Annotated in this window: 19 protein-coding genes; 4 read left to right on the top strand and 15 right to left on the bottom strand. The window is 58.7% G+C overall.

What is annotated here, in order from left to right; translation table 11 throughout:
* Nucleotides 1-161 precede the first annotated feature (161 nt).
* From G5V57_RS34785 to G5V57_RS05245, 4 genes are all read right to left on the bottom strand, one after another.
* Complete coding sequence (locus G5V57_RS34785) at nt 162-494, bottom strand: DUF305 domain-containing protein (protein ID WP_165166507.1); 333 nt, start codon at nt 492-494, stop codon at nt 162-164.
* Between the two features lie 421 nt (nt 495-915).
* Nucleotides 916-1,212: a hypothetical protein gene (locus G5V57_RS05235; protein WP_165166508.1), complete on the bottom strand. Its 297-nt coding sequence runs from the start codon at nt 1,210-1,212 to the stop codon at nt 916-918.
* Nucleotides 1,213-1,243: 31 nt separating this feature from the next.
* Nucleotides 1,244-1,429 (bottom strand): hypothetical protein, encoded by a 186-nt coding sequence (locus G5V57_RS05240; protein WP_165166509.1) that lies wholly within the window; start codon nt 1,427-1,429, stop codon nt 1,244-1,246.
* Nucleotides 1,430-1,743: 314 nt separating this feature from the next.
* The gene (locus G5V57_RS05245; RefSeq protein ID WP_165166510.1) at nt 1,744-2,073 is read right to left on the bottom strand and encodes a hypothetical protein; all 330 of its coding nucleotides are present in this window, start codon (nt 2,071-2,073) and stop codon (nt 1,744-1,746) included.
* A 275-nt stretch (nt 2,074-2,348) separates the two neighbouring features.
* Here G5V57_RS05245 and G5V57_RS05250 point away from each other — a divergent pair, with 275 nt between their 5' ends.
* Nucleotides 2,349-2,696, top strand: a complete 348-nt coding sequence (locus tag G5V57_RS05250; RefSeq protein WP_165166511.1) for a four-helix bundle copper-binding protein — start codon at nt 2,349-2,351, stop codon at nt 2,694-2,696.
* Nucleotides 2,697-2,881: 185 nt separating this feature from the next.
* On the opposite strand, the gene G5V57_RS05255 is transcribed toward G5V57_RS05250, so the two are convergent.
* From G5V57_RS05255 to G5V57_RS05305, 11 genes are all read right to left on the bottom strand, one after another.
* The gene (locus G5V57_RS05255; RefSeq protein ID WP_165166512.1) at nt 2,882-3,433 is read right to left on the bottom strand and encodes a recombinase family protein; all 552 of its coding nucleotides are present in this window, start codon (nt 3,431-3,433) and stop codon (nt 2,882-2,884) included.
* A 1,052-nt stretch (nt 3,434-4,485) separates the two neighbouring features.
* On the bottom strand, nt 4,486-5,586 hold the full coding sequence (locus tag G5V57_RS05260; RefSeq protein ID WP_165166513.1) for an HGGxSTG domain-containing protein: 1,101 nt from the start codon (nt 5,584-5,586) through the stop codon (nt 4,486-4,488).
* 329 nt (nt 5,587-5,915) lie between these two features.
* Nucleotides 5,916-6,554, bottom strand: a complete 639-nt coding sequence (locus tag G5V57_RS05265; RefSeq protein ID WP_246737536.1) for a hypothetical protein — start codon at nt 6,552-6,554, stop codon at nt 5,916-5,918.
* Between the two features lie 144 nt (nt 6,555-6,698).
* Nucleotides 6,699-8,801, bottom strand: coding sequence for a hypothetical protein (locus tag G5V57_RS05270; protein ID WP_246737537.1), 2,103 nt, complete (start codon nt 8,799-8,801; stop codon nt 6,699-6,701).
* Nucleotides 8,798-9,682: a toprim domain-containing protein gene (locus tag G5V57_RS05275; RefSeq protein ID WP_165166514.1), complete on the bottom strand. Its 885-nt coding sequence runs from the start codon at nt 9,680-9,682 to the stop codon at nt 8,798-8,800. The genes G5V57_RS05270 and G5V57_RS05275 overlap by 4 nt, the downstream gene beginning before the upstream one ends.
* A 409-nt stretch (nt 9,683-10,091) precedes the next feature.
* Nucleotides 10,092-10,391 (bottom strand): hypothetical protein, encoded by a 300-nt coding sequence (locus G5V57_RS05280; RefSeq protein ID WP_165166515.1) that lies wholly within the window; start codon nt 10,389-10,391, stop codon nt 10,092-10,094.
* Between the two features lie 46 nt (nt 10,392-10,437).
* Nucleotides 10,438-11,334 (bottom strand): hypothetical protein, encoded by an 897-nt coding sequence (locus G5V57_RS05285; RefSeq protein ID WP_165166516.1) that lies wholly within the window; start codon nt 11,332-11,334, stop codon nt 10,438-10,440.
* Nucleotides 11,331-11,909 (bottom strand): hypothetical protein, encoded by a 579-nt coding sequence (locus G5V57_RS05290; RefSeq protein ID WP_165166517.1) that lies wholly within the window; start codon nt 11,907-11,909, stop codon nt 11,331-11,333. Before G5V57_RS05290 ends, G5V57_RS05285 begins: the two co-directional genes overlap by 4 nt.
* Complete coding sequence (locus G5V57_RS05295) at nt 11,906-12,235, bottom strand: AlpA family transcriptional regulator (protein WP_165166518.1); 330 nt, start codon at nt 12,233-12,235, stop codon at nt 11,906-11,908. Before G5V57_RS05295 ends, G5V57_RS05290 begins: the two co-directional genes overlap by 4 nt.
* Before the next feature lie 39 nt (nt 12,236-12,274).
* Nucleotides 12,275-12,913, bottom strand: coding sequence for a hypothetical protein (locus G5V57_RS05300; RefSeq protein ID WP_165166519.1), 639 nt, complete (start codon nt 12,911-12,913; stop codon nt 12,275-12,277).
* Entirely contained in the window at nt 12,910-14,163 is a 1,254-nt protein-coding gene (locus G5V57_RS05305; protein ID WP_165166520.1) for a site-specific integrase, read from the bottom strand. The genes G5V57_RS05300 and G5V57_RS05305 overlap by 4 nt, the downstream gene beginning before the upstream one ends.
* Nucleotides 14,164-14,602: 439 nt before the next feature.
* Between G5V57_RS05305 and G5V57_RS05310 the strand changes: the two genes are divergently transcribed.
* Genes G5V57_RS05310 through G5V57_RS05320 form a run of 3 tightly spaced genes read left to right on the top strand, consistent with a single transcriptional unit; the run spans nt 14,603 to nt 21,666 of the window.
* Nucleotides 14,603-15,802 carry a hypothetical protein gene (locus G5V57_RS05310; protein ID WP_165166521.1) on the top strand — a complete coding sequence of 400 codons (1,200 nt, stop codon included), beginning with the start codon at nt 14,603-14,605 and terminating at the stop codon, nt 15,800-15,802.
* Nucleotides 15,799-17,865, top strand: coding sequence for a caspase family protein (locus tag G5V57_RS05315; protein ID WP_165166522.1), 2,067 nt, complete (start codon nt 15,799-15,801; stop codon nt 17,863-17,865). Before G5V57_RS05310 ends, G5V57_RS05315 begins: the two co-directional genes overlap by 4 nt.
* A complete protein-coding gene (locus G5V57_RS05320; protein WP_165166523.1) occupies nt 17,866-21,666 on the top strand; it encodes an FHIPEP family type III secretion protein in 3,801 nt (1,266 codons plus the stop codon). It begins immediately after the preceding gene.
* Nucleotides 21,667-22,429 lie beyond the last annotated feature (763 nt).

The following is a 22,429-nucleotide window of genomic DNA, read 5'->3' on the forward strand; positions in this document are numbered from 1 at the left end:
GCTGGCGGTGCTGATTATCGGTAGCCTGTTGCCAGCTTCTGGGTGATGAGGCTGTTCCTCCTGCAGCGATCCGGTTGAATCAGCGCAAGCGTGGCCCTACATCAGTGACGCCCGGACCTAAAACGTAAGCCCGGGCGCCTAGGGGGTCAGTCCATCATCGGCTAGTGGTGCTCACTCTGCCATTTCTTGAGCTCTTCGATTTCTTTCTTTTGAGCATCAATGATCTCTTGAGCCATTTTCTTTAGCATTGGATCTTTCCCGTATTTTAGCTCGACCTCAGCCATATCGATTGCTCCTTGATGATGCGGCAACATCATCATGGCAAAATCCTTATCCGGATCGCCGGTGGACTTCATGGCCGTCATATCGTCCATCATCTTCTTGTGAGCAGCCATCATCTTTTTTTCGTAGCCCATATCCTGGGCAAGTGCTGCGGTACCAACACCCATGATGAGGGAAAGTGCGAGGGGAATAGCAAGCCTAAGCGTTATCATTTTAAAACTCCTTCAGTTCAGGCCGCGCTCGGCGGCAACCTTGGGGATCAGGTAAAGTTTCTGAGCGGCGAAACTGGTATCAAATCAATCGCGGAGGTTTCTTCAACGGCTTTGGAGCTATTCCATTGACCAAATCAGCCGGGTAAAGGACACGTTTATTCGCGCCGGAACGCGGTATTAAGTCGGAAATCGCCATCCAGCCCGCAGTGGCCAAACACACCTGACAACAAATCTTATTATTGAAGTCACAGGAACTTCCGCCAGGAGAGGCAGCAGATTGACTGATGCCCGATGCATCAAAGGGCCTCTGCTTTTCGTGCGCGATAAGCAGCACTTGCGTCACAAGGAAGACCAGACTTAGAAAAACGGTCATTGTGCACCGTCCGGTTCCCGCAGCTCGCCAAAGGATGCGCATAAGTGTCTATCTCACCCTGATAGTTCGATATGCGAGTATTGAAGGGAACGCAAAAGAAGCTAAATGGGTGAACGGGGCGAAGGGAAAAAAGTTCCCCCCAATTGGCGACAGGTCATTAAAGTGCCCCACCCCCTCGGTCACCGGCTGGTCGAAGCCCTTGGTAATGATGTGCCAACAAGTATTGCCCCCCATTACGAGGTTGCTGGGATTTGGGAATGAGCGAACGTCGCGCGGTGCTAGGATGCCATCGGCACCGATAACGATTGCCGCCTCGGTCTGGCCTTTCTCCTGCTCGATGGCCACCTGTTCGCCTTGATCGTGCACGTGGCTTACCTTAATACCGGTTTTCAGAACGTCTCGCGGCAGCACCAGAATGGATCAGGTCGGCCCGATGAATGAGGATCGGAGACTCGTACCGGGTCGCCAGCGCTGGATCGGCCCGCATCACCCAGCGCCTCTCGCGCAGGCCGCTCAGCTTCTCCGGCGTGCCGCGCCGCACTTCATCACCCAGGTCAAGCATAACAAGCGCACGCAGTGCATTCAGCCAAAGGGAATGCGCAGCACCGACTTCCCCAAATTCATCTGCTTACTCGACAACCTGGACATGCTCTCCCTACACAGTGCTATGGCAGTGCTAGTCCGGCGATGTCGCCCCGACGATGACCACGCTTACATCCATAGGTCGTAGCATACATATTGATCAGGAAAGGCGGCGAGGTTCCACGTCTACTTTGAAACAGGCACCGATCCTTGTTCATGCTGTTTACGCCAGCCATACCCCAGTCATGCCACGTGGCTTATAGATAGACAGTGCGACAGCCACCATCAGCACCATCAGCCCGCCACCGGCATGAGGCCAACCAGAGAAAACTGCACAAGGGGATGGACGGCATGGGAAAGCGTCGTCGCCGCGGCGAAATTCGCTATATCGCTGATCAGATTCATCTGCAGCATCAAAACAATGGTGACAAGAACAGCCAGCAGGAATTTCGGCAAGGCCGATGGCTCTAAACCAGATACCCGATCGCGTGTCCATTTATTTGGGCATTGACGCGGCAGGAACATCGACAGGCCACGCAGATCGCAATGTAGGACTAAATCTATCCAACTTGACTGATAGGCCGATGAGACAACTCGGGGGTGAGCCCGGCCACGGTAATTCATGCTGCTACTCGGCTTGCAATCTGACGATCGACGATGTACCTACCGCACAATGGAATGAGCACACGGCGAGCCGTTGTGCACGTGCGATCGGCCCGTGGCGCGATCTCGAAAATGTACTCCCGCCGTCCAAACTGACTTGATTTAGGTTAGTGGCATTACGCCGGGTCTTCCTGGCGCATTCACCACCCATCGACGGCCGAGCGCTCAATCAACGTGAGCGATTCAGATACGCAATCGGCGCTAGTGCGAAGGAATTCGATCATAGGAGAAGATCCATGCAGCATATATCCCGTGAAATGCAATCCTGCATCAAAGAATGCCTCAACTGTTATCAAGCGTGCGTGAGCACGGCAATGACGCACTGCCTCGAGAAAGGCGGCGAGCACACCAAACCTGAGCATTTCCGCCTCATTTCAGCCTGTGCCGAAATCTGCCGGACCGCTGCCCATTTCATGCTGATCAACTCGCCTCAGCACAAAGGGATTTGCGCGGAGTGCGCCGATATTTGCAAACAATGCGCTGAGGACTGCGAGCGCATCGGCGACATGGCCGATTGCGTGGAGGCGTGTCGGCGTTGTACTGAGAGCTGCAGGACCATGGCGGCTGGCCATCGGGCTGCTTGAGGTCGAAGATTTCGATTCAGGTACTCGAGGATATCATAGCCAATGCCATATGCGTGGATGAGGGCAGCCCCTTCCCTCGGTGCCGCGAGGCCTCAAAGGAAGTCATCAAGCGTCTTGAGCGCGAGGGCTTCCCCATTGTGAAGAAGGAGACTGCCCGTTGAAAAGGAGGCGCCGCAAGGGGGCCGTCACGCTGATGCCCTCAGGACGCGGAAAACGGAAGCCCTGCTGATCCCGAGCTTGGAAGCGATCTCTTCAGCCTTCAGACCCTCCGTCTTCAACTTGGTCACTTCGGCAGCCTGCCGTCGTGCGGTCGGAACGCGGCCTTTGTATTTGCCTTCGGCCTTGGCCCTGGCGATGCCCTCGCGCTGACGCTCTAGCATCAATTCCCGCTCGAATTGGGCGATGGAACCAAGGAGATTAAGCATCAGCTTGCCGGTGGATGTCGAGGTGTCGAGGTTCATGCCAAGGATGTGGAGAGTGACGCCCTTGGCTTTGAGGCGCTGGGTGATCGCCACGAGGTCATCAATGCTGCGGGCCAGGCGATCCAGCTTCGTCACCGTTAGGACGTCGCCCTCCCGGCAGAACTCTAGAGCCGCTTCAAGCTGCCCTCGCGTGGCCGCAGAGGAGACCCTCTCAGCGAAGATCTTCTGGACCCCAGCGGCCCGGAGGTCCCGTTCTTGTCCTTCGAGTCCCGCGATCTGTTCAACAGTGCTGGTTCTCGCATATCCGATCCGCATGGGGTTCGCTCCATCTCATTGGGCTCGATGACGATGTGAGACCATTCAGTCTCAATGTCAATTGCCATTCGTGTGAGACTCCCACAAGCTACCTCTGACAGACTCACACGGGCAAGGCCTAGTGAGACCGTGACGAATAACCCCGTATATCAGCCTCGCGACTACGCCCGATGCGGAAGAGCCCATCTACTCCGATGAGATCGTGGCCCTAAGCATCGACAAGAAGAAGCGTCCGCCGACATTGTTGCCACCAAGGCCATGGAGTATGGAGGGATGCTCATCCCATGGACCTCCTTGATGCCACGGAGCGTCTGGGCGAGTTCCGAGTTGGTCGTGTTTTCGGCCTGCCGGCTCCTATAGGAGCTGAGCGCCTGATAGGAATATCCCGCGATGGCTGGAGTACCGTTTGGGCCATTGAGGCTGATCGACCGGAACCGATCGTCGTCACGGCTGCGTCCGAACAGAACTAGTACGGTGAGGTCGGTAGGATTCGGCGACCGCCAATCTCTTTCGAGGATTCCGGCGCTGAGCCGGCCACCCTTGTGTCGGTCACCGGCATCCGGCGGGATGGCGCTCCAGTATGATGGTTGCCGTCCATCCTTGAAATCGTTGGCGGTCACATCAGGCGCCTTTCACTGTAACGAAGTTCTCAATTCGGATGTTGTGTAAACTAGCCGGCCAAGCGATCAATTCGTTCTCTTCACGATCGACAAGAGCCGTAACGACGTTGACTTTATCGATCTGGGCGCAGGCGACAACCGGCGTCCGCACCGGGGTACCGCGATGTCCTTCGGCGACCTTCCTTTTGGTAACACAGCATCGACGCGCTTCTGTTCCAAGGGGTCGAGTGTGAAACGGACGAATGTTATCATCTTCCCTCCTTTGCCAGACCGGCCAGTGGCGCGTGGCGGTGTTGTGCAGGTCGATCGGCAGCTGGGCGAAATTGTCGTGCTCGTCGCCTCCTCAGAATTTAAAAACCGCCTATTGGGCGCCCGCTGATCCTGGGCGCCCTCAACCCCGCCAGGCTTCGCTTGTCGGCTCAGTCCTTCGGGTCAAATGCTGCGCCGGCACATGCTTACGAGGATCCGGATTTGCCGCTTGGTCTCGGCGTTTCGCTTTCGCTCCGCAATCGCCGCCTTGCTCCGTCGGCCGTGCTTCGTGCTTGCGCGCCGGATGCGCTCGATACCTTCCGCGGTCCTTGGGCCGGTGGATTTGCCGCCGTGGATGCAGCAACGGCCGTTCCGCATCGCTGGCTGACGACACAATTCTAGCCGCTTACGTCTCTTGGCGCCACAACGTTTGACCTTCCGTAGGTCGAACGAAGGATTTCCGTTCAACAGCATGCCGAGCCCGCTAGCCATAAGGTCTCCCGTCGTTTCCATCATTTGGCCCCTCTGGGTTTGAGACCCCCCCTTACGCCTGTCGCTGCCCGTGATTCTGCCGGCAACGACGGCCCGCCCACCGGGGCCGACGTTCACGTGCTGGTGCTGAACAATGACATGCTGCTTTCCGCCTCTGCGTAGCTGTGCGAGTGTGACGATGCCATCGTTGAATGCCTGCATCATTCGGGCAGAGGCATTGCAGAGACGTGCCGCTTCGCAGTTGTGTTCCCGCATTTGCTCCATGCGTCTCAGATCGTGGGTGGGCATGCCTTGGTCCTCGGGACGCTCGGACATCCCGGCCCCGCTATGGATGTGCCACATTGCAGCGCCGCTCAACGTCATGGCTGCTCTATGAGCCGCCGCAACCTGATGTGCCAGCATGCGCTCGAGGTTGTTACTGGCCTTGATAGTCTCGGCAGTATCGAGCGCTATCTCCAGGCAGCCGGCTTTCTCGGCCTGGCGCAAGCGTTCCAGCGTGGCCGCGGAGGTGACGAGGTTCGGACTCCGTACCGTGTCGACCATCTCCCTGTCGTTCATATCGCGGATGGACAAAGGGTTAAGCGGTGCCTCGCCTCCCACGGTTGTAACCCGGTCGGAATAGCCAACCGGAGCATGTACCTCCGCTTCAGCGCGCTCGGCTTCTCGGCGGATCATGGAGCTAAGAGGATCGCCATATTTTGCCATGACCGAGGCTTCGCGATACAGGGCAGCGGCCTCGACGGTCTTACTCGCGACATGCGAACGTTGCGGCACAGGTTTGGGTGCCATCATGCCTCTCATCCGGTTGGCGGCTGCCACCAGCGCGCGGCGCGGGTGAAGCCGGCCTAGGGATTATAGCGCTCTCGCAACCGATCTGTCAGACGCCCATCGCACTCGTCACAGCCCTAGTCGAGTGAAGCCAAATCTAGAATCATCTTAGCACGACACGAGCGCAATGTGTCGTGCGACGGCTGTTGGGAAATCGATGGGTCTGGCCCGCGACGGTCCGCGGTCCCATACATTGTATTTATTGTGGGGGAGATCTGGCGCGGTAGACGCCGTCTTCGCAGCGAGGCAGTTCCCGTCATCATTATGAGCACGCGCCGGGGGAACCGGCGTTGTCACGGCTGTGTCACGCTTAACCGCTGACGATGGACGTGTTGCCGGCAGCGGTCCGAACAGAACTTAGAATCAGAACGGTGTGGCCGGTAGGATCCGCCGCAACCATCGCACAACCGCGTCCGCCGCGTGGAAGGGAGCTCGCCATTGTGGAGGATTGGGCCACTGTCATGGCGTGCATCGAAACGGCACCAGGCGAAGTTATCCTTGCCACTGTATCTCGTGCCGGGAATCCATTTCAGGCGGCCAATCACAACTATATTGCTGCACGTCCTCATGAAAGGCTGCGCCTGCTTGGTTGCTGTCCAATCATATTCTAACAGGAGCCAAGTTGGCGCGGTTTTCGCGAAATGCTCGATCAGCGCATGCATGACCGGGCGGGTATAGGGCGGGTTCGTGATGATGGCATCGATCTCGCCGTAATGGTGGATCTTGAGCGCATCCTGGCCGGTGCGGATGTCGCCGGCATAGACGCAGCGCAGGCCGAACCCTTCTAGATGTCTCACCAAGGTGCCGTCGCCGCAGCAGGGTTCGGCAAAGCACTTTATGCCGCGAAGATGCGGGATCAGCGGGAACACTGCTGCCCGTGGCGTCGAATAGAAATCGGCCTCGCGGCGTTCGAAGTTGGATCGTTTGCCCATCTGACCGGCCGCCTCATGAGTGAAATTAGCGGTCGCACGCCGGGGAGGCATCACTCATCGTCATCTTGCTCCACCCCGCCTTCTGCATCCCGGACATCGTTCATCGTGAGAATTCCCATTACGTTTGGATTCCGACCCTCTTGATTACGAGGAGCCTGCCTCGATCCCAGTCGTCTCGATCTGTGCGGGTTGCTCGTCGCTCCTGCCTTCCACCGTTCTATTAAACGGTCGGCGAAGAAAATGCGGCATCTCCGGCCAGTCATCGGCCTGCCGCTCGACACGGTCCCTGCTTGCCGTCACGCTCTCAGGGTCTGTCGGCGCTACCAGCGGGGTCCCCTTGAGATTTTTTGCGTCCGCACCGTCCGTACCGTCCGCGGTCCTGGATCTCAAGGAGTTGTCACGGACGATCGAATCATCGCTCTTGCTCGAACGGTCCGCCTGAGCGGCGACCGCCCGCGCGCCGCCCGAACTGAAGCCGTTGACGGGATTGATCATCGGCCGATGCGCGGACGATGCGGACGATGCGGACCGTCGCACCCCTTCCTCGTCTGGTAATTGCGGTTCAGTCTTGTTGATGTGGATAGTGCGGGTCCGTGCTCGGCCTTCGCGGTCGAAACTGATCGCAACCCCAATCTTGCGCAGAAAGGGTGCTACCCGGCGCAAGCGGCCCGAGAGTGCCCGAGGACTGTCCGGCCAAGGCTTGGAATTGGCGATGCGTTCACCCACAATCCCAGCCAGGGCGCCCAGAAGCTCCGAAGCGGTGCCCGTCCACTCCGTCCGTGACATCATCAACGTCCGCACGGCGGCGCCGATCGGATCCGCCTCGATCACGCCTTCCACCGCCTCGTCGCGGTTGCCCCAATAGGCCGACTCGAACGTGCCCTCGGGCCAAAGCCCCATTTCGCAGGCCCTCGCCCAAAGCGCGAAGTCGGCCATGCGCGGCAGCCGTTCGAGTCGGATGTGCGGCAGCATCGCTAGACCCGTAACCACCGCGTCAAGAAGCGCGCCGAGAATGCGCGGGCGCTCGGCCTCAAACGTTGCCCACAACTCCTGTTCGGGCCGACGGCGTTCCTCGGATATTGGTTCCAAGGTCAGGAGCAGGGCACGGTCCGCAAGGTCGGGCCGCGTCACAAAGTCCTCAATGCCATTGAGGATCACCGGCCGGGTGGCGTCGAACAGCACCTCGTCCTGGTCGGTATAGAGCTGACGGACTGCGAAACCGCCGCCGGTGGCCAAACGGCAGAACGTATCGGAAAGCCATGCTGGCAGACCCGAAACGTTGTCGAAGGCAAGCATATGGCCATTGCTTGCGGCGATGAACAAGTCCCGATCGTCGCGCGGCAAAGCCCGCAAAGGCGCGGTGTTGGGGTCGAGCAGTGCTCGCAGTAATGCCGCGAAGGTAGACTTAGCCGAGCCCTGCTCGCCGGACAATACCATCACCGGATAGGGACCGCGGTTGCGCAAGCAGGCGAATACCCAAGCGATAACGAGCACAAAGTCGCTAACGGAGCGGACATTGAGAAACGATCGCAACGCTTCGACCGAACCACCCGGAATCGGCGCCGGTAGCGCCTGCATTCCGGCAGCGCGACGAAAGCGCACCGGCGGATTGGCAATTATCCGCCAGCCGTCTGGATCGATTTCAACCGCCTGCCATGTGTCGTTGCAGAGGTCGAGATAAAGCCGCCTGTCTTGCCCGCCAACGCGAACATGTACGATACGCTCGGGCGCATCGAAATGGGCCTTGGCCTCGATCACGTTGAGGGCCGATTGCAACGCTTCGGAGCTCGGCGCTCCACCAGTGGCCTCGAAAAAGCGATGGGCAAGCCACCGCCGAAAGCCCTTTCCGCGGATCGGCCAGGTCTCTCTGTGGCCGTTGATGTCGAGGTCGGCAAATCCGGTTCCATCTGATGCGTGGAACAGTTCGGCCGATTGCGCGAGCTCGATCAGAGTGTCAGCCTGCGTCGGGGGGCGCCCGCCGGCTTCGCCGCTTTCCTCGGCGATCGCGTCATCGAGGGCCGTCACCCGGCATCCGGCCTTTTTCAATTGCGCCCGGAGCGATTCGAAGGTCGCGGGATGACCTCGCTTCATCGCGCTGAGCCGTTCGAGTATTTCGGGAGCAAAGGCGGCGCTGGGCTCAGCCCTCGTCCGTTCGACGAGATCGTCAAGCGGATTGCGGACTTCCTCCGCATCGACAATGGCCGTGCGGATCGCGTCATCATTTCCGGGAGTATTCGGAATACTCATTGCTCAGCCTCCTCGATAGGAAGCGCCTGACGCACCAGCAGATCGTTGAAGTCCATGCCTCGCGGCGGACGGGCAATTCGCACGCGCCGACCCTCTGACTTCCAGCGCCAGGCACAATCTTGCGCAGCCGCTTCGCCCGGATCGTCGCCATCGGCGAGCACGATCACGTCGCGAACCTCGCGCGGCAGGTCGAGAGCGCGAAGGCCCGAGGTCGAGAGAGCAGCCCATGCCGGAAGGCATGTCGCCTGCATCACGGAAAAGCTGGTCTCGATCCCCTCGCCGACCATCAGGATGCGTCGGGGTTCGGCAAGACGGAGAACGCCGCCGCGACACGTTCCAAGCATCATCTTCGCCGGCCGAACCGGAGCTTTCGCACTTCCGTCGCGTGTCAAAAATGTGCGGTGAAGGCCGGTCGGCTTGCCATCAGTGCCTTGCGTCACCAGCGCCACCATCGTCCGCCAGACGCCACCCGCGGGATGCTTCAGTCCGGCATGAAAGCGAATAGAAGCCGGCACCGGAAGAGTGAGCCCTCGCGATCGCAGATAAGCCTCGACGGGCGTTCCCCCCGCCGATTCCGAGTTTCGCCAAATGGCAAGGGCCGCTTCCGTTCGCCTCATGACCGCAAGGTCGGGCTCGGGCAGTGGCTTACACAAGTATCGGATCGGCCGTCGCTCGCCGCCATCCCAGATGCCGCGTTCCCTAAGCGCGGCGATCACGCCGCGCTGATCGCATCCGGCATGGCAGCGAACCAGCACTTTTCCGTTTCGGGCATCGGTGATCGAGAGGCTCGGTGCGCGGTCGTCATGCGCCGGACACGGCGCCATCCAGGAGGCGCCGACTTTGCGCCCGCCTAGGGCCTTGGCGAGGGCTTCAGCGTGCATCACGCCGCCTCAGCGGCTTGTGCGGTGCTAGTAACGCGACCTCCCGCCTCCTCCCGCCTCCACCCAAGAGTCCAGATCCTGCCCTCGCAGACGATCACAGGCGCATCCGGGCGTGCGGCAAGCCGGTCCAAACCGTACAAGGGACGTGGCGCCGGCGGCGCCTTCCAATGCCAGCCCGCTCGGCCATCAAGCACGCCATAGGTAAGCAGGGAGTATTCCTTTTGGCCGTCCGGCTCTTCAAAGCGGCATACGAGGAACAGAACGGCACCGTATGGTTCGCGGTAAGTCCATATATGAGATGGGCGGCCACGCCGCGGATGCTCTGGATGGGGCGGTGGCGGAACAGGCGCTGGCAGAATCGGACGCCACTCACCTTGCAGCGGGGCAAAATTGGTGTCCACGTCGTCTGTCATCGCCGCGTGTCCGTGCCGAGCATATTGGCGAGACGGCGCGCCGCTTCCGCTTGCCGTAACCCTCCTAGATAAGCGGCAAGGCTCACCACGTCGCCACCCTTCTCGCCAGTGGCAAAGTCAGCCCAGCGATCGGTCGCGATATTGACACGGAAGGAACCAGGTCGTCGATCAACACGAGTCGGATTGCGTGCGGTGTATTCCCGGCCTGCCAGCTGTCCGTCCGGCAGCCACCGCCGCAACAGTACGGGCAACTGATTGAGCGCTGCGCGACTGATTTCGGCGAAATCGATGGTCATGACACTTCCTCGTCGGCTATTGCGGTCCTGTGACGCCGTTTGCTCATCAGCTCGCTCCTGGTTTAAGGGCGGCAGAAGCCCAGCTCTTAAGGAATGCCCGCTCGCTTGCTTCAGCGGTTTTGAGGATGTTCAACCGGTGGGCCGGCAAGTGCCGGTTGATGGCCTCCTCGACGATGTCGCGCATCGTGTCGGGCGGCAGGGCATCTAACTCGCAGGCGAAGTCATAAGGCCAAGCTCGGTCAGCCGGCGATTTGCGCTTGGGTTCGCGTGTCGGCAGCTTGAAGGCGTTGATCTGCGCGACATCGACAGCGATCTGTTCGAAGACGACCGAGACGTCCTTTTCTGAGGCGAACCGATTCAGCTTGTCCCGTAGGGAGCGAGCAGCGTCCCTGCCGGCACGGTCGAAGTCGCCCAGGTAATAGACATGGTATGGGCGTCGGTCGTGCTCGCGCGCCGCTATGGCCTCGAAGCAGAAGGTCTCCGACGAGAACCCGCGCGTCACCATCAAGGGCACGTCGTAGAGCTCGGTCACGGGCAAGATGACGCCGCTGATGGCGTCCTTTTCGCACCATATCTCGCAGCAGCTGTCGGCGTCGATCCAGAGGTCCTTGTGGTAGGATGCCTCCGCCGCCGCAATTGCCGCCTTCGCCCCATCGAAGGAATGCGGCTTGAGCATCCACCGCGTGGCATCGGCAATCCAGTCATAGGACATGCGCCCTTGACGGCGAAGGGAGAGCACCTGGCGCTGCACCTTGTCATAGCCGGCTTCCGTCTTGTCGATGCCGGGGAGACCATGGACTTCGCACTGGTAGTAGAGGCCACGAACCGTCACAGGCCCACAGCGCTTCGCATAGTCGATCATAAAGGCGGCACGTTCCTCCATATCGGCCCGGGTGGCCCTGGAGCGCTTTATGGGGCTCGCCGCATAAGATTGGTGGGTCATGCCGCCACCGCCGTTCTTGCCGACGATCTGGCCAAAGTGCCGGGGGCGATGTGGAGATCGAGGTTAGCTATGTCGCCATCGCCAGCACCCTGCAAAACGAGTCTAGGACGGCCGCTTTCATTTCGGGCGCCTGATGTGCCCTCGCCCTCGAAATCGCCCCCTACGGTGCGCTCCACATACCTGCGAAGGGCAATGCCGGCGTCACCTCCACTAACAGTCATGCCTGCGATGAGCTCGATGTCGCTCCTTATGCGAGCAAACGGCCGAACGACATCCCACATCTCGATCTTGCCGGTGAAACCCGTCGACATCAGAACCCGGGCGGAATCGAACGGGGGCTCGGTCGAGGTTTCGACGATGACCATGCCATCCGGCCCGTTCATCCTGACCAAGAACCTGGGGCCGCGAGCGCCGTGGCCGCAAAGCTCGATCAAGACGCGAAGGGGTCGCGCCTCCATCGCCGGCTCGGTGACTTCCTTGCCAGTAATGGCGTGAGGGGTTTTTTCGAGACCATCGCGTTCAGGAAGATCGCAGACGAAATCCCCATCAGGCCCGCCTGGACCACGGCGGATCACTGGCCTCCCCCGCTCTGGGCCGCGGCGCGCGCATCAATCTCGGCGCGAGTCTTACCGCGGCGCCAACGACTGATGCCCGGGCTCGGATGTTCGGGCGGCGAGATGATGTCGAGCTTGATAAGACGGTAAAGGGTTGCCCGGCTGATTGGGCGTTGCCGCCCGCCGATCATCACACACACTTCGTCCGCTGTCAGAAATTCGCCAGGGTGGCCGTGATGCGGGTCATTGGCCGCACCGTTCTCGGCATTTCTCCGATCCGTTTCGGCTTTCTGCTCGGCCACACGTTGCTTGATGCGAGGGGGATCGTCGTCAGTTTGAAGGGTCATGTCATCGCTTCATCTTGTTAAGAGGCGATGATCTGCATATCAGCTTCGCGCAGCCCGTTCGTCTGACAAATTTCGCGCCATTGTTTCTTTCATCATCCGAACCATCCTGTTCCACACCTTCTCAACGGCGCCCTCGGTCATGGGCGAGCCAATCTCAGCAAGAGCCTTGCTGAGAATCGAGCAGCCCGACATCACCGCTTCGTTTAAAGGGTTCCTGGTCGGATTGATTCCGTAGTCGCGGCAAAGATCCGCAACTAACATGCCTATGGTGACGTCTCGCCCTGCCAGGGTATATCGATTGCGACCTAGCTTTCGGTAGTTCGGTGGCCGAAGCATGGTTTTAACGACATAGGCGCGAAGTGTTTCGGGGACCGCTCTGCCGGACAGGATGTGATCCGCGGCTGTCCCCATAATTAGATCGTGGCTGAACTCATCTCCGCGGAGAGCATGGTAAATCCAGCCTAGCATCGCGCTTTCCGCTTGCTCAGCACCAACAACCTTGTGCATTTCCTTGAACAGCTCCACGCCAGCATGGCGCAATCCCCGGCGACCATTTACCGGGTCCGGCCTTATGTCATCGATGTGATCGCGAAGGTAAGCCACGGTCCGCTTCAAGGCAGCATCCTCCTGGTCGTCGGATTTGAGCTTTGCGACCTTTCGCTTGTCTCCCTTCTTCATGTGTCCGCCTTCCCGAGGAACGGCACCACGTTCGGCCGCGGCTCGACGATGCCGAGCAGATGCTTCTCCCAGCGCTTGAGGGCCTCGCGCCGCTCGTTGAGGAAGGAATGCAGATCATAGACCTTGTGGAGACCTTGGACCCGGTGTCCGATTGTCATCTCAGCGATACGATCCTGGACCCCCAGCGCCGAGAGGCCGGTGCGCATCGACCTGCGAATGTCATGGACGCGCCACTCGGTAAGTTTGATTTCCTCGAGCATGAGCGCATCCAACCGGCGCTTCATTTTGGAGAAGCCCGATACTGGCACGTCGCCTTCACCCCTGCGGCGCCTGCCCTTGAACAGATATCCGTCGTGGCTCGGCAAGCCCTTGAAAATCTCGATGACGCTATCCGTCAGCGGGATCACATGCGCAGCGTCGGCCTTCATGCGCTCGGGCGCCAGCGTGAGCAGTTTCTTGTCGAAATCGACCTCGGACCACGTAGCCTCCGAAATCTCGCGCAACCTGGCGCCGGTGAGCGCCAGGACTCGGACCAAATCGCCCAATGGATACCTGAGTTCGCCTGTCGCCTTCCACAGCACCCGCCACTCCGGTTCGGTCAGGATGCGCTGCCGGATGGCGGGCGCGCCGACTAGGTCGGATGGTTTCAGCAGGGAGCAGGGATTGACCTCGATGCCATACGTCCCGCGGGCGGCGGCCCAGCCGAACAACTTCCTGACGTAGGCGAATAGTGTTCTAGCCCGGTACGGCGCACCGGCGTTCACCTTGGCCTCAATCACGGCCGCAACGTCATGGCGGTCGATCTCGCTGATCGGCCGCTTCCCCCATCGCTTGACAAACTCGTTCCGCAGATCGCGGGCGACATCGTCGGCGGTGCGCAGCTTGCTCACATGCTTGGCGATAAACGCCTCGGCGACGCTTTCGAAGCTGTGCTGTTGCTTTCGCAGCTCGGCCTGCCGTCTCCGCTCGGCGTCAACCTTGGGGTCGATGCCCCGCTGGATCAGCTCCAGATGCTGGCGCGCCTTATTGCGGGCTTGCTCAAGGCTGATCGAACCAACATCGCCCAGGCTCTTGGGTGTCGGATACCGGCTGCCTGGATAACGAACGCACAAAACGAAAGAGTGGTGACCCCTGTCGGTGATGCGTATGCCAAACCCCGGAACAGCGGCATCCCAGATTATCTGGCGCTTACCGGGTGGCGCCGACTTCAAGGCCTTCAGGCCTCGGTCGGTGAGCATCTTTCGGACCATTGATTTCCCCTGCTGACTCCGGGGACAACACCGGGACAACAAGATCGCTGCGCTTTGGTGTTGTCCCCTGAGACGAAATCTGATACCAAGAGTTGCGATTTGCAAGGAAAATCAGCGGACGTACGACTGGGTGCACCAGCGCGCTACTCCGTGAAACCTTTAAGCATCAGATTCCTAATCTGAGGGCCGGAGGTTCGAATCCTCTCGGGGTCGCCAATGATTTCAATCGGTTAGACCGATAACTTGAAGCGCCAGGATGTGGCGCGTGTGTCTATCCCAACACCGCGCCTGCCCCCCTGTCTTCACCGACAGACCAAATCTCCGACCTATTCCGACTCATGCCACAAGGGGCGCTGAAGGGGCTTGTTGCCAAGATTGCCTGATTGCGGCAAAATCTTGAATTGCGTCGGGCCGAGATTGATCGTGAGCGGTGAATCCAATGACGACCCTGGTGTTCGTTCATGGGACGGGGGTTCGCAGAAAGGCCTATGACGCGGCGCTCAAGGAGGTGCAGGAGGCCCTAGCGGGACACGAACGCATCACGCTTGCTGAATGCTACTGGGGGGATCTCGGTAGCGTCCTGAACAAGAAGGGCGCATCGATCCCTGAATATGATACGACGCGCGCCGTCGCTGATATCGGCGCGGCAGATTATGCGACCGATGAAGACTATCTGATCGCGCTCTGGGGGAAGCTCTATGACGATCCCCTGTATGAGCTTCGACTCCTCAGCTTGCGGAAGAGCACCGATGGCGAGTTTTCCCCGGGGGAGTTGCCACCTGGCGCCCAACTGGCGCAACGCGGGCGCGAGTTTCAACTCACCCCAGACCTCCGTTCCAAGCTTGCGCAAGGCGGAATTGACCAAACATTCGAGACCGCCCGCACGGCGGTGACTGGCACCGACGTCTATCAGGACGCGCTCGCGGCAGCGCCTGCCGGTCTCGCCGAGCACCGTGGTGCGATCGCACGCGCACTGATCGCCCAATCGATAGTCGAGACTCAGCAGCAAGACGGCGTCCCCAGGATTGCCAGCGACGCGTCCTTGCGCGATGTCGTCGAGAAACTCCTGATCGAAGAACTGGGCGGGCAGGAAATGGGAGTCGTCGGAGACTGGCTCAAGCGGCAGCTGGGCGGCCAGGCCGCCTCCGTGGCGTCGTGGTATGTGCAGCGCAAGCGCGGCGCCATAACCGATTCTGCCTATCCGGCCGCCGGCGATATCCTTTTGTACCAAGCATGCGGTAAGACCATACGAGAGCGAATCGAAGAGCGTGTTCAGGGGGCCAGCGCTCCCCGTGTGCTGCTCGCCCACAGCCTCGGCGGCATTGCCAGCGTCGACCTGCTGGTCGAAAAGCCCTGCGGCATCGACTTGCTGGTCACTGTCGGTTCGCAAGCACCATTTCTCTATGAGATCGGTGCCCTTCGTTCGCTCGCCTTTGGATCGCCTCTGCCGTCCCACTTTCCGAAGAAATGGCTCAACATCTACGACCCGCGCGATTTCCTCAGCTATGTCGCAGAATGCATTTTTCCGGGTCAGGTGGAGGATCACAAAGTCAACAACCGCCAGTCCTTTCCTTACTCCCATAGTGCATATTGGACTAATCCCGAGGTCTGGGCGAAAATTATGGACGTGTTGCCATGATCGATGCGCCGATTGACCCCAAGAAAACTCATGCGCTTGTGGTCGGTATCGAGAAATACGACGCCGGCGACAAATGGAACAAGCTGCGCGGACCCGTGGCGGATGCTGTCGCCTTTTGCCAGTGGCTGCACGATAGGAACGTTCCACCCAAACAGATCCAGCTGTTTCTATCCCTCGAGGACGACAGTAAGGCACAGATCGACAAGCTTCCGTCGGAGATTGATCACGATAGATCGGCGACCAGTACAGAGATAGACAAAGCCATTGAAAAACTCGCCAAGGTTGCTGCGGACCTGATCATCATTTTCTGGGCCGGCCACGGCGTAACGCACCGGGAGGACGATCACACGGGTCACCGGTTGTTTTTTGCTGATGCCACGATAGAGCAAAAGCGAAACCTGTATCTCGATAACCTTTTGGCAAGCTTCAAGACCAGCGCCTTTGCAAACTGCCGGCGGCAGATTGTCATCGTCGATGCCTGCAGCCTTCACGAGGAGGATCTGCAATACGCCGGGATTCCAACAAGCAAGAGACCGCTCGGTAGGAGCAAGAAAAATAGCCAGTTCGTTTTCTTAGCTGCGCGGCCCGGTCAGCCCGCAAAGAACCTTGGCCTGCAGGGCCGTGGCTTGTTCTCGACGCATGTGATCGACGCAATGTCCGACAGCGAGTTGCTGGACAGTATCTTATCTGATCCTCCGAATGCTCCTCGCTGGCTCCCCGACATGAAGAGAGTGACCGATCGGGTCAAGGACGAACTGGACGCGTTGCGCAAACAGGATTCAAGCATTCCGGAACCATACTTCCAGATGACGGACTGGGACGACTCAACGAAAATCCAACCACCGTCACTTCCCGCCGAGGCCTTCGCCCTCGTCATTGGCGTGGGCAACCATGACAATGGGATAAGCGTCAAGCCGGGCAGGCCGGGCGAGGTAATCAGCTACCCGCAGGACAAGTTCCTGAATTTGCGTTGTGCGCGCAACGACGCGGAAAAGTTCGCTGAGTTCCTCGGCAAAAAGGAACTCCAGTCGAAAGACTGGCAGGTTTCCAAGCTAGTGGACAAAGATGCCACTTTGCGAAGTATTAGGGTTGGGCTGGAGAACCTAAGAAAAGAGTGTGAAGAGTCGAAAGCAAACGGCTGCGCTCCAATTGCCCTCATTTTTTTCTCCGGGCATGGCACGGTTGACTACAAGGGGCGCAATTATCTGGTGCCCTCTGACGCTGATCGCAACATGCTGCGCGCCACTGCCCTTTGGGACAAGGAACTCACGGGCTTTCTTGCCGAGTTGCAGCAAGAGACAACACAGCTGGTCTTCCTACTCGACGCATGTCATGCCGGCGGCATGACGACAAAGGACGGCTCGAAATCTGCGAACATCGGATACCAATATGGTGACGTTCAGTCTGCCTGCCCTTACTTCATAGCATCCTGCGAAGCTGGTCAGGAGTCTTGGGAAAGCGAACACGACGAGAATAGTATTTTCACCAGCGAACTTCTGAGAATCCTGCGGTTCGATGAATCCGAAGATCAGGAGGAGATTGAGCTGTCTCAGCTGGCGGCAACGCTGAAAAGAACGGTTCGTGAAGCGGCGAAGGACAAGCTGGGAAAATTGCAGGTCCCCTGCATCTCGATAGCTAGAGAGCATCGAATAATACTGGCCAAAAATCCACAGGGCGGAAAGAGAAAGAGCGACTTTCTCCTGCTCATACAGCCCAAACTGCGCAAGTTAGCCATCTCACAATTGCAGAACTACATAAAGCTGAAAGCCAAGATGACTCGGTATGAACTGTTTCTCGACGGTTGCGTCGTGTTTGATGAGGCATTCAGATACTGGAATCCCAAGAAACAGATTACTCCTACCTTTGTCAGTACATTCGTGACTCCCATCGATGATGCCTTTGACAAATGCTTGCAGGCGGCAGCCAACGATGACCCGGAACCCGAGGCAATTAGCGGACCCGCTGACGGCTTCTCCTCGCAATCCGGCTCCAGCATACGTGTTTCCGAGAAAAACCGTAAAGATGCGGCGACCTCGCAGATTAACCTTCGGGAGTCAGACTGAATGCTGACGCAGGTCGCCTTTCTTGAACTGGTTGAAACAGCCGAAAAGGAAGCGGACCGGCAGACAGTCGACGGCGTGGCGGCGCGGCGGACCCTGGATACGATTCGCGCCGCATTCAGCGAACGTTGGCTCGACCTTTGGGATGCCATTGACGACGAGATCGGCAAGGCTGAGACACCTGCTTTGCGGCAGATGCTTGGTGATTTGCGGACTCGCTATCAAGACGCTCTGGTCGCTGCGGCAAGTAAACAGATACAACGATCACTTGCACGCTCTGCGGATGATGGCTGGAAGAAGTGGGTGGAAATAATGGCGGACGCCTTTTCGCGCTTTCGCCTCGCCTTCGCTGTCGCTCTAGGCGACCAGCATTTTCCATTCTCGGACAAACAGGACTGCAAGGGTATCCGGAATGCGGCCCACCTTATGTATCAAGCGCGATGGCCAGAAACCTACGCCACAGTTGAAAGGCTTATTACATCCGAATTCGTGAGCACATCGACCAGAGCCAGCCTGCTCGTCATGTGCGCAGAGATTCAACTCTATCACTTTGAGGATGGTGATGCGGCAAAGACATTGCTTGATCGTGCGGAGAAATTGGCCCCGGAAGACGATCGCATCATTTGCGCCCTGGGCGACTATTGGAAACACAACGGCAAGGACGTCGAGCAGGCCAAGGCCCACTACAATCGCGCCATGAGACTGTTGCCGACATCGTCGCGCGGACATGTTGGAATTGGCGAATGCTTCGAATACGAAGAGGCCCTCAGCGAGGCCGAAGCTACATATAAAGCCGCTGCTTCGATCGATCCCGGCGACAGCTCCGCATATGCACGTCTGCTGAATCTATACGGACTTCCGCGATTTTTCAGGAAGCACAAGGAGGATCTTGCGCCACTCGTCAATAAGATCTCCATAGTGAGCCCGGAAGACGAGTACCAGAGCTATTGCGATGCGGGTTTTGCTTTTGAGCGGAATGACTCCTATGGCGAGGCACGGCAATGGTACGAGAGGGCAGTCGCCTTCGAGCCCACGCGGCCTGGAGGCTACACCGCACTTGCCGCCCTGCACGAAAAAGAGGGCAACAGGGAAGAGGCCGTGGCGGCGTATTCGAAAGCCATCGGCGTTGCACCCGAGAACTACGCCGGATACTGGGGGCTGACGGGCTATTATGAGCGGCAACGGGATTGGCAGAATGCCATGACCTGGTACGACAGGGCACCGCGATGGTGGCCGGATTGGGCCTGCCTGGCGCGAGCGAAATCTGCCGAAATGCAGTGGAGACTCGGGCGAACGAAAGACGCCGAAGCGCAGGTGATCGGGATTCTTGCCGCCAATCGCAACAGCAAATCGGCGCTGGATATCCTGAAACTCATCGCTTCGGACTATGTCAGCAAAGAAAAGCCCGAGGAAGCGATACGCCTATATCAAGATGCTATCGGTTCTGTCGGCGATGAACTCAAAGCGAGATGCCATCGGTATCTAGCCGGCATTTATCGCGACGGAAAGGAATTCCGACAGGCGGAGAAAGAACTGGCAAATGCGCTTTCAATTGACGGCAACAAGGAGGCCAATAGCAAGGAGCGGGCCTTGCTGTTCAATGCGGAAGCGAACAGTCACTACGAACGAGGCGACTATCAAGGTGCGATCGATCGCTATATCAAAGCGATCGAGCTCAAGCCCGATGACAATATCATTCACAGCAATCTCGCAGGCGCGTGGGAGCGGCGGAAGACCCCGGGGAAACGGCTTGTGGAGCTGGAGAACGCAATCGCCGCGTTCGGCGAAGCGAACCGGCTTAGACCATCTGGGCAATACGAAGAAAGCATCCAACGGCTGAACAGGCAGCGCGACCTTGTCTTGCGTTATGGTGAGCGGGCGATTGCAAAGGAAGCGATGGTCACACCGATCAATGTCGAGGTGGCCGACGATCTGGTGCCCGCCATCAGTCCGGCAGGAAGCGACCTTTCACGTGACATTCTGGCGCTCGTCGAAAGCATGAGAGCGCGGATCAGAGAACGCTTCGGTGTCACGATTCCAGGCGTTCGCTTTCGCGGAAGCGAGGCTGGCAATCTTCCTCCCGGAAGCTATACGATTCTCGTTATGGAAATTCCGATTGCCAGCGGAACGGCGAAACCCTCCGGCATGGATTCCGTCATCAGACACCTCGAGACGGTGATCACGGGCAATCTCGTCGAGTTCCTCGGGCATCAGGAGGTGGCGAAGTTGACGGATGCCGCAAACCCCGAGGCTCGCACGGGAATGCGCCGGCGTCCGGGCATGTATTCGGCCTTCGTTTCGGTATGTAGGGCTCTCATTGTCGAAGGTGTGCCGATAGTGCCCTTCGCCCAGCTGTTGACCGAGTTCGAAGAGGCCTATTCGGAGACCGGCGATCTCCAGGATATCGTCGAGGCCATTCGCTCGCTATCCGGGATTCGCTCCCGACTGCCGGGCAACGATGCAAGTCATGCGATCCATCCTCTGGGCCGGCATTTCGAGGCCGAAATCGCCGACTCGATCTATCGCAATCCTTCCTCGGCCGTGTTGGCCCTTGAGCCGCAACGTTGCAGGGACGCCCTTTCGGCGATCCGGACCGTTGTTCAGCCGAACGCCCAGACAGTTATTCTCGTGGAGGCCGCAACCCTGAGGCCGTTCGTTCGTAGACTGGTCGAATTTGAGTTTCCTGACATCTGCGTCTTGTCGCGGCATGAACTGGATGACACTGCGCAAGGCCGAATCGGCAAGGAGATCACGCTGGATCCGCCTACTCAAGGGCGCAAGCCGTTCTCCTGGAACCGGCGTTTGAGTCCATCGCCGCGCTTGGACGCGGACGCGCGCTGGGACGATGCCACGTCCAGTTCCGCCGCCCTTTTTCTGACCCTCTCGGTACCGGACAATGATCCAGCACTCCGTGATCGCCTCGCATCCATGCAGGATACGCTCTTCCAGGAGCTTGGAATCGTCGTCCCGGAAGTGGCCGTCAGCGTTGATCCTCATCTTTCAGAGAACCAGCTTCGCTTCGGGCTGAATGGCCAGGAGTATTCTATGGCCGGCGACGAAAGTGCTGCTGACGATCCGTTGGCCAAGCTTTCCGGGTTCATTCGGATGAACGCGGCGAGATTTCTCACGCTTGATCTCACCCAGCACATGCTCGATACGCTTGCAGCAACATTGCCCATTCTGGTCGAGGAGACCAGATTGAGGTTCACGGACAGCGAACTTTGCCGCCTCCTCAGGGAAGTCCTGGATGAACAGATTTCCATCAGGGATCTGCGGACGGTCCTCGAGTGTCTTCTGTCCATCAACGGCACGACAGACCTGAATATTGATCGATACGTTGAGTTCTTTCCCCATGCAAACAATGTCACCCTCGTCGATTGCGACAAGACGATCAGGGATCTGGTTCCTACCGACTATGTGAACTTCCTTCGGGCGTGCTTAAAGCGCTACATTTCCCACAAGTACACAAATGGCCACAATACATTGGAGGTCTATCTGCTGGACTCGGAACTGGCTTCGAAGATTCGCGAGCGCCGCGAACAAATGTCCGAGGATGACCGGCAGACGATCGTGAAGGCCGTGCGCGGCACTGTTGGCGATCTTTCCGCAGTCAAGAAGCAGCGCCCAGTCATACTGACGGGCATGGATATTCGCCGATCCATGCGCAGGCTTGTCCAGTCGGAACTTCCGGACCTGATAGTTCTCGCCTTTCAGGAGCTTGCGCCCAATCTGAGCGTCGTAAAAAAGGGAACGATTTTCGGTAATTTCAAAAGCGCTCGCGGCGCAACAGCCGTCAAGGCTTGAAACGGGATAGGGCTGCTTTTGTGCATCCCCGGAGACGTGCCGCCATTTGGACTTGATCGGCCCGCATCCCCCAGCATAGGGGTGCGACCGTCGACACTCCACAAAATGACGGTGAGGCATGGAAGGACAAGAGCCCCCATGTCATCGGCACCGGCAATTGCCACGATATCGCGGAGGATCTGTACTCGAGTGGAGCGAAGGGTACTCTCGTTCAGCGCGGTTCGACCCTGATCCCTCCGGACGCTCAGGAAATTCCCGCGATCGGCGAAAAAGTGCGCGACCTCATTGGGAGCACAGGATATGAATTAGTCGAAGCGCTCGAAGGCGCTGCTGGGATAGTCATGGCTGCCTGCCTGGGGTAAAGCGGGCGGCTCTGATAGCGCCCACCACCCTGAAATACATTCAGCGATTCCCATGGCGGAAGCTGCCCAGAGCGCTTCCCGCGAAAGCTGCTCGACTTTCGCGAAAAGGAAGCGCTCCAGATATGTGTAATCGAGCCTTTTTATCCCGTTTTGATCGAATCCATTGATTCGATCAAAACGGCAAAGGCTCTAAGTCCCGGAAACATTGACCGAGAGGTCCTGCGTCGCTTAGCTTGACCAATCTCCAGGCCGCTAGCATCGAGGAGGTAAGCATGTCTCGTTTCGTTGCCATTATCCTGACGGCGTTTCTGTGCCTGCCCGCAACCGAAATTGTCATGCCCACGGTTGCGAACGCGATCAGTATCCATATCGATTTTGGATCTGGAGGAGGTATCAGTTCC

It is taken from the genome of Nordella sp. HKS 07 (assembly GCF_011046735.1).
Classification (GTDB): Bacteria; Pseudomonadota; Alphaproteobacteria; order Rhizobiales; family Aestuariivirgaceae; genus Taklimakanibacter.

Coding starts and splice junctions, on each gene's coding strand:
- G5V57_RS34785 (WP_165166507.1), bottom strand. CDS start 494: ATGATAACGCTTAGGCTTGCTATTCCCCTCGCACTTTCCCTCATCATG.
- G5V57_RS05240 (WP_165166509.1), bottom strand. CDS start 1,429: ATGCTTGACCTGGGTGATGAAGTGCGGCGCGGCACGCCGGAGAAGCTG.
- G5V57_RS05245 (WP_165166510.1), bottom strand. CDS start 2,073: ATGAATTACCGTGGCCGGGCTCACCCCCGAGTTGTCTCATCGGCCTAT.
- G5V57_RS05250 (WP_165166511.1), top strand. CDS start 2,349: ATGCAGCATATATCCCGTGAAATGCAATCCTGCATCAAAGAATGCCTC.
- G5V57_RS05255 (WP_165166512.1), bottom strand. CDS start 3,433: ATGCGGATCGGATATGCGAGAACCAGCACTGTTGAACAGATCGCGGGA.
- G5V57_RS05260 (WP_165166513.1), bottom strand. CDS start 5,586: ATGATGGCACCCAAACCTGTGCCGCAACGTTCGCATGTCGCGAGTAAG.
- G5V57_RS05265 (WP_246737536.1), bottom strand. CDS start 6,554: ATGGGCAAACGATCCAACTTCGAACGCCGCGAGGCCGATTTCTATTCG.
- G5V57_RS05270 (WP_246737537.1), bottom strand. CDS start 8,801: ATGAGTATTCCGAATACTCCCGGAAATGATGACGCGATCCGCACGGCC.
- G5V57_RS05275 (WP_165166514.1), bottom strand. CDS start 9,682: ATGCACGCTGAAGCCCTCGCCAAGGCCCTAGGCGGGCGCAAAGTCGGC.
- G5V57_RS05280 (WP_165166515.1), bottom strand. CDS start 10,391: ATGACCATCGATTTCGCCGAAATCAGTCGCGCAGCGCTCAATCAGTTG.
- G5V57_RS05285 (WP_165166516.1), bottom strand. CDS start 11,334: ATGACCCACCAATCTTATGCGGCGAGCCCCATAAAGCGCTCCAGGGCC.
- G5V57_RS05295 (WP_165166518.1), bottom strand. CDS start 12,235: ATGACCCTTCAAACTGACGACGATCCCCCTCGCATCAAGCAACGTGTG.
- G5V57_RS05300 (WP_165166519.1), bottom strand. CDS start 12,913: ATGAAGAAGGGAGACAAGCGAAAGGTCGCAAAGCTCAAATCCGACGAC.
- G5V57_RS05305 (WP_165166520.1), bottom strand. CDS start 14,163: ATGGTCCGAAAGATGCTCACCGACCGAGGCCTGAAGGCCTTGAAGTCG.
- G5V57_RS05310 (WP_165166521.1), top strand. CDS start 14,603: ATGACGACCCTGGTGTTCGTTCATGGGACGGGGGTTCGCAGAAAGGCC.
- G5V57_RS05315 (WP_165166522.1), top strand. CDS start 15,799: ATGATCGATGCGCCGATTGACCCCAAGAAAACTCATGCGCTTGTGGTC.
- G5V57_RS05320 (WP_165166523.1), top strand. CDS start 17,866: ATGCTGACGCAGGTCGCCTTTCTTGAACTGGTTGAAACAGCCGAAAAG.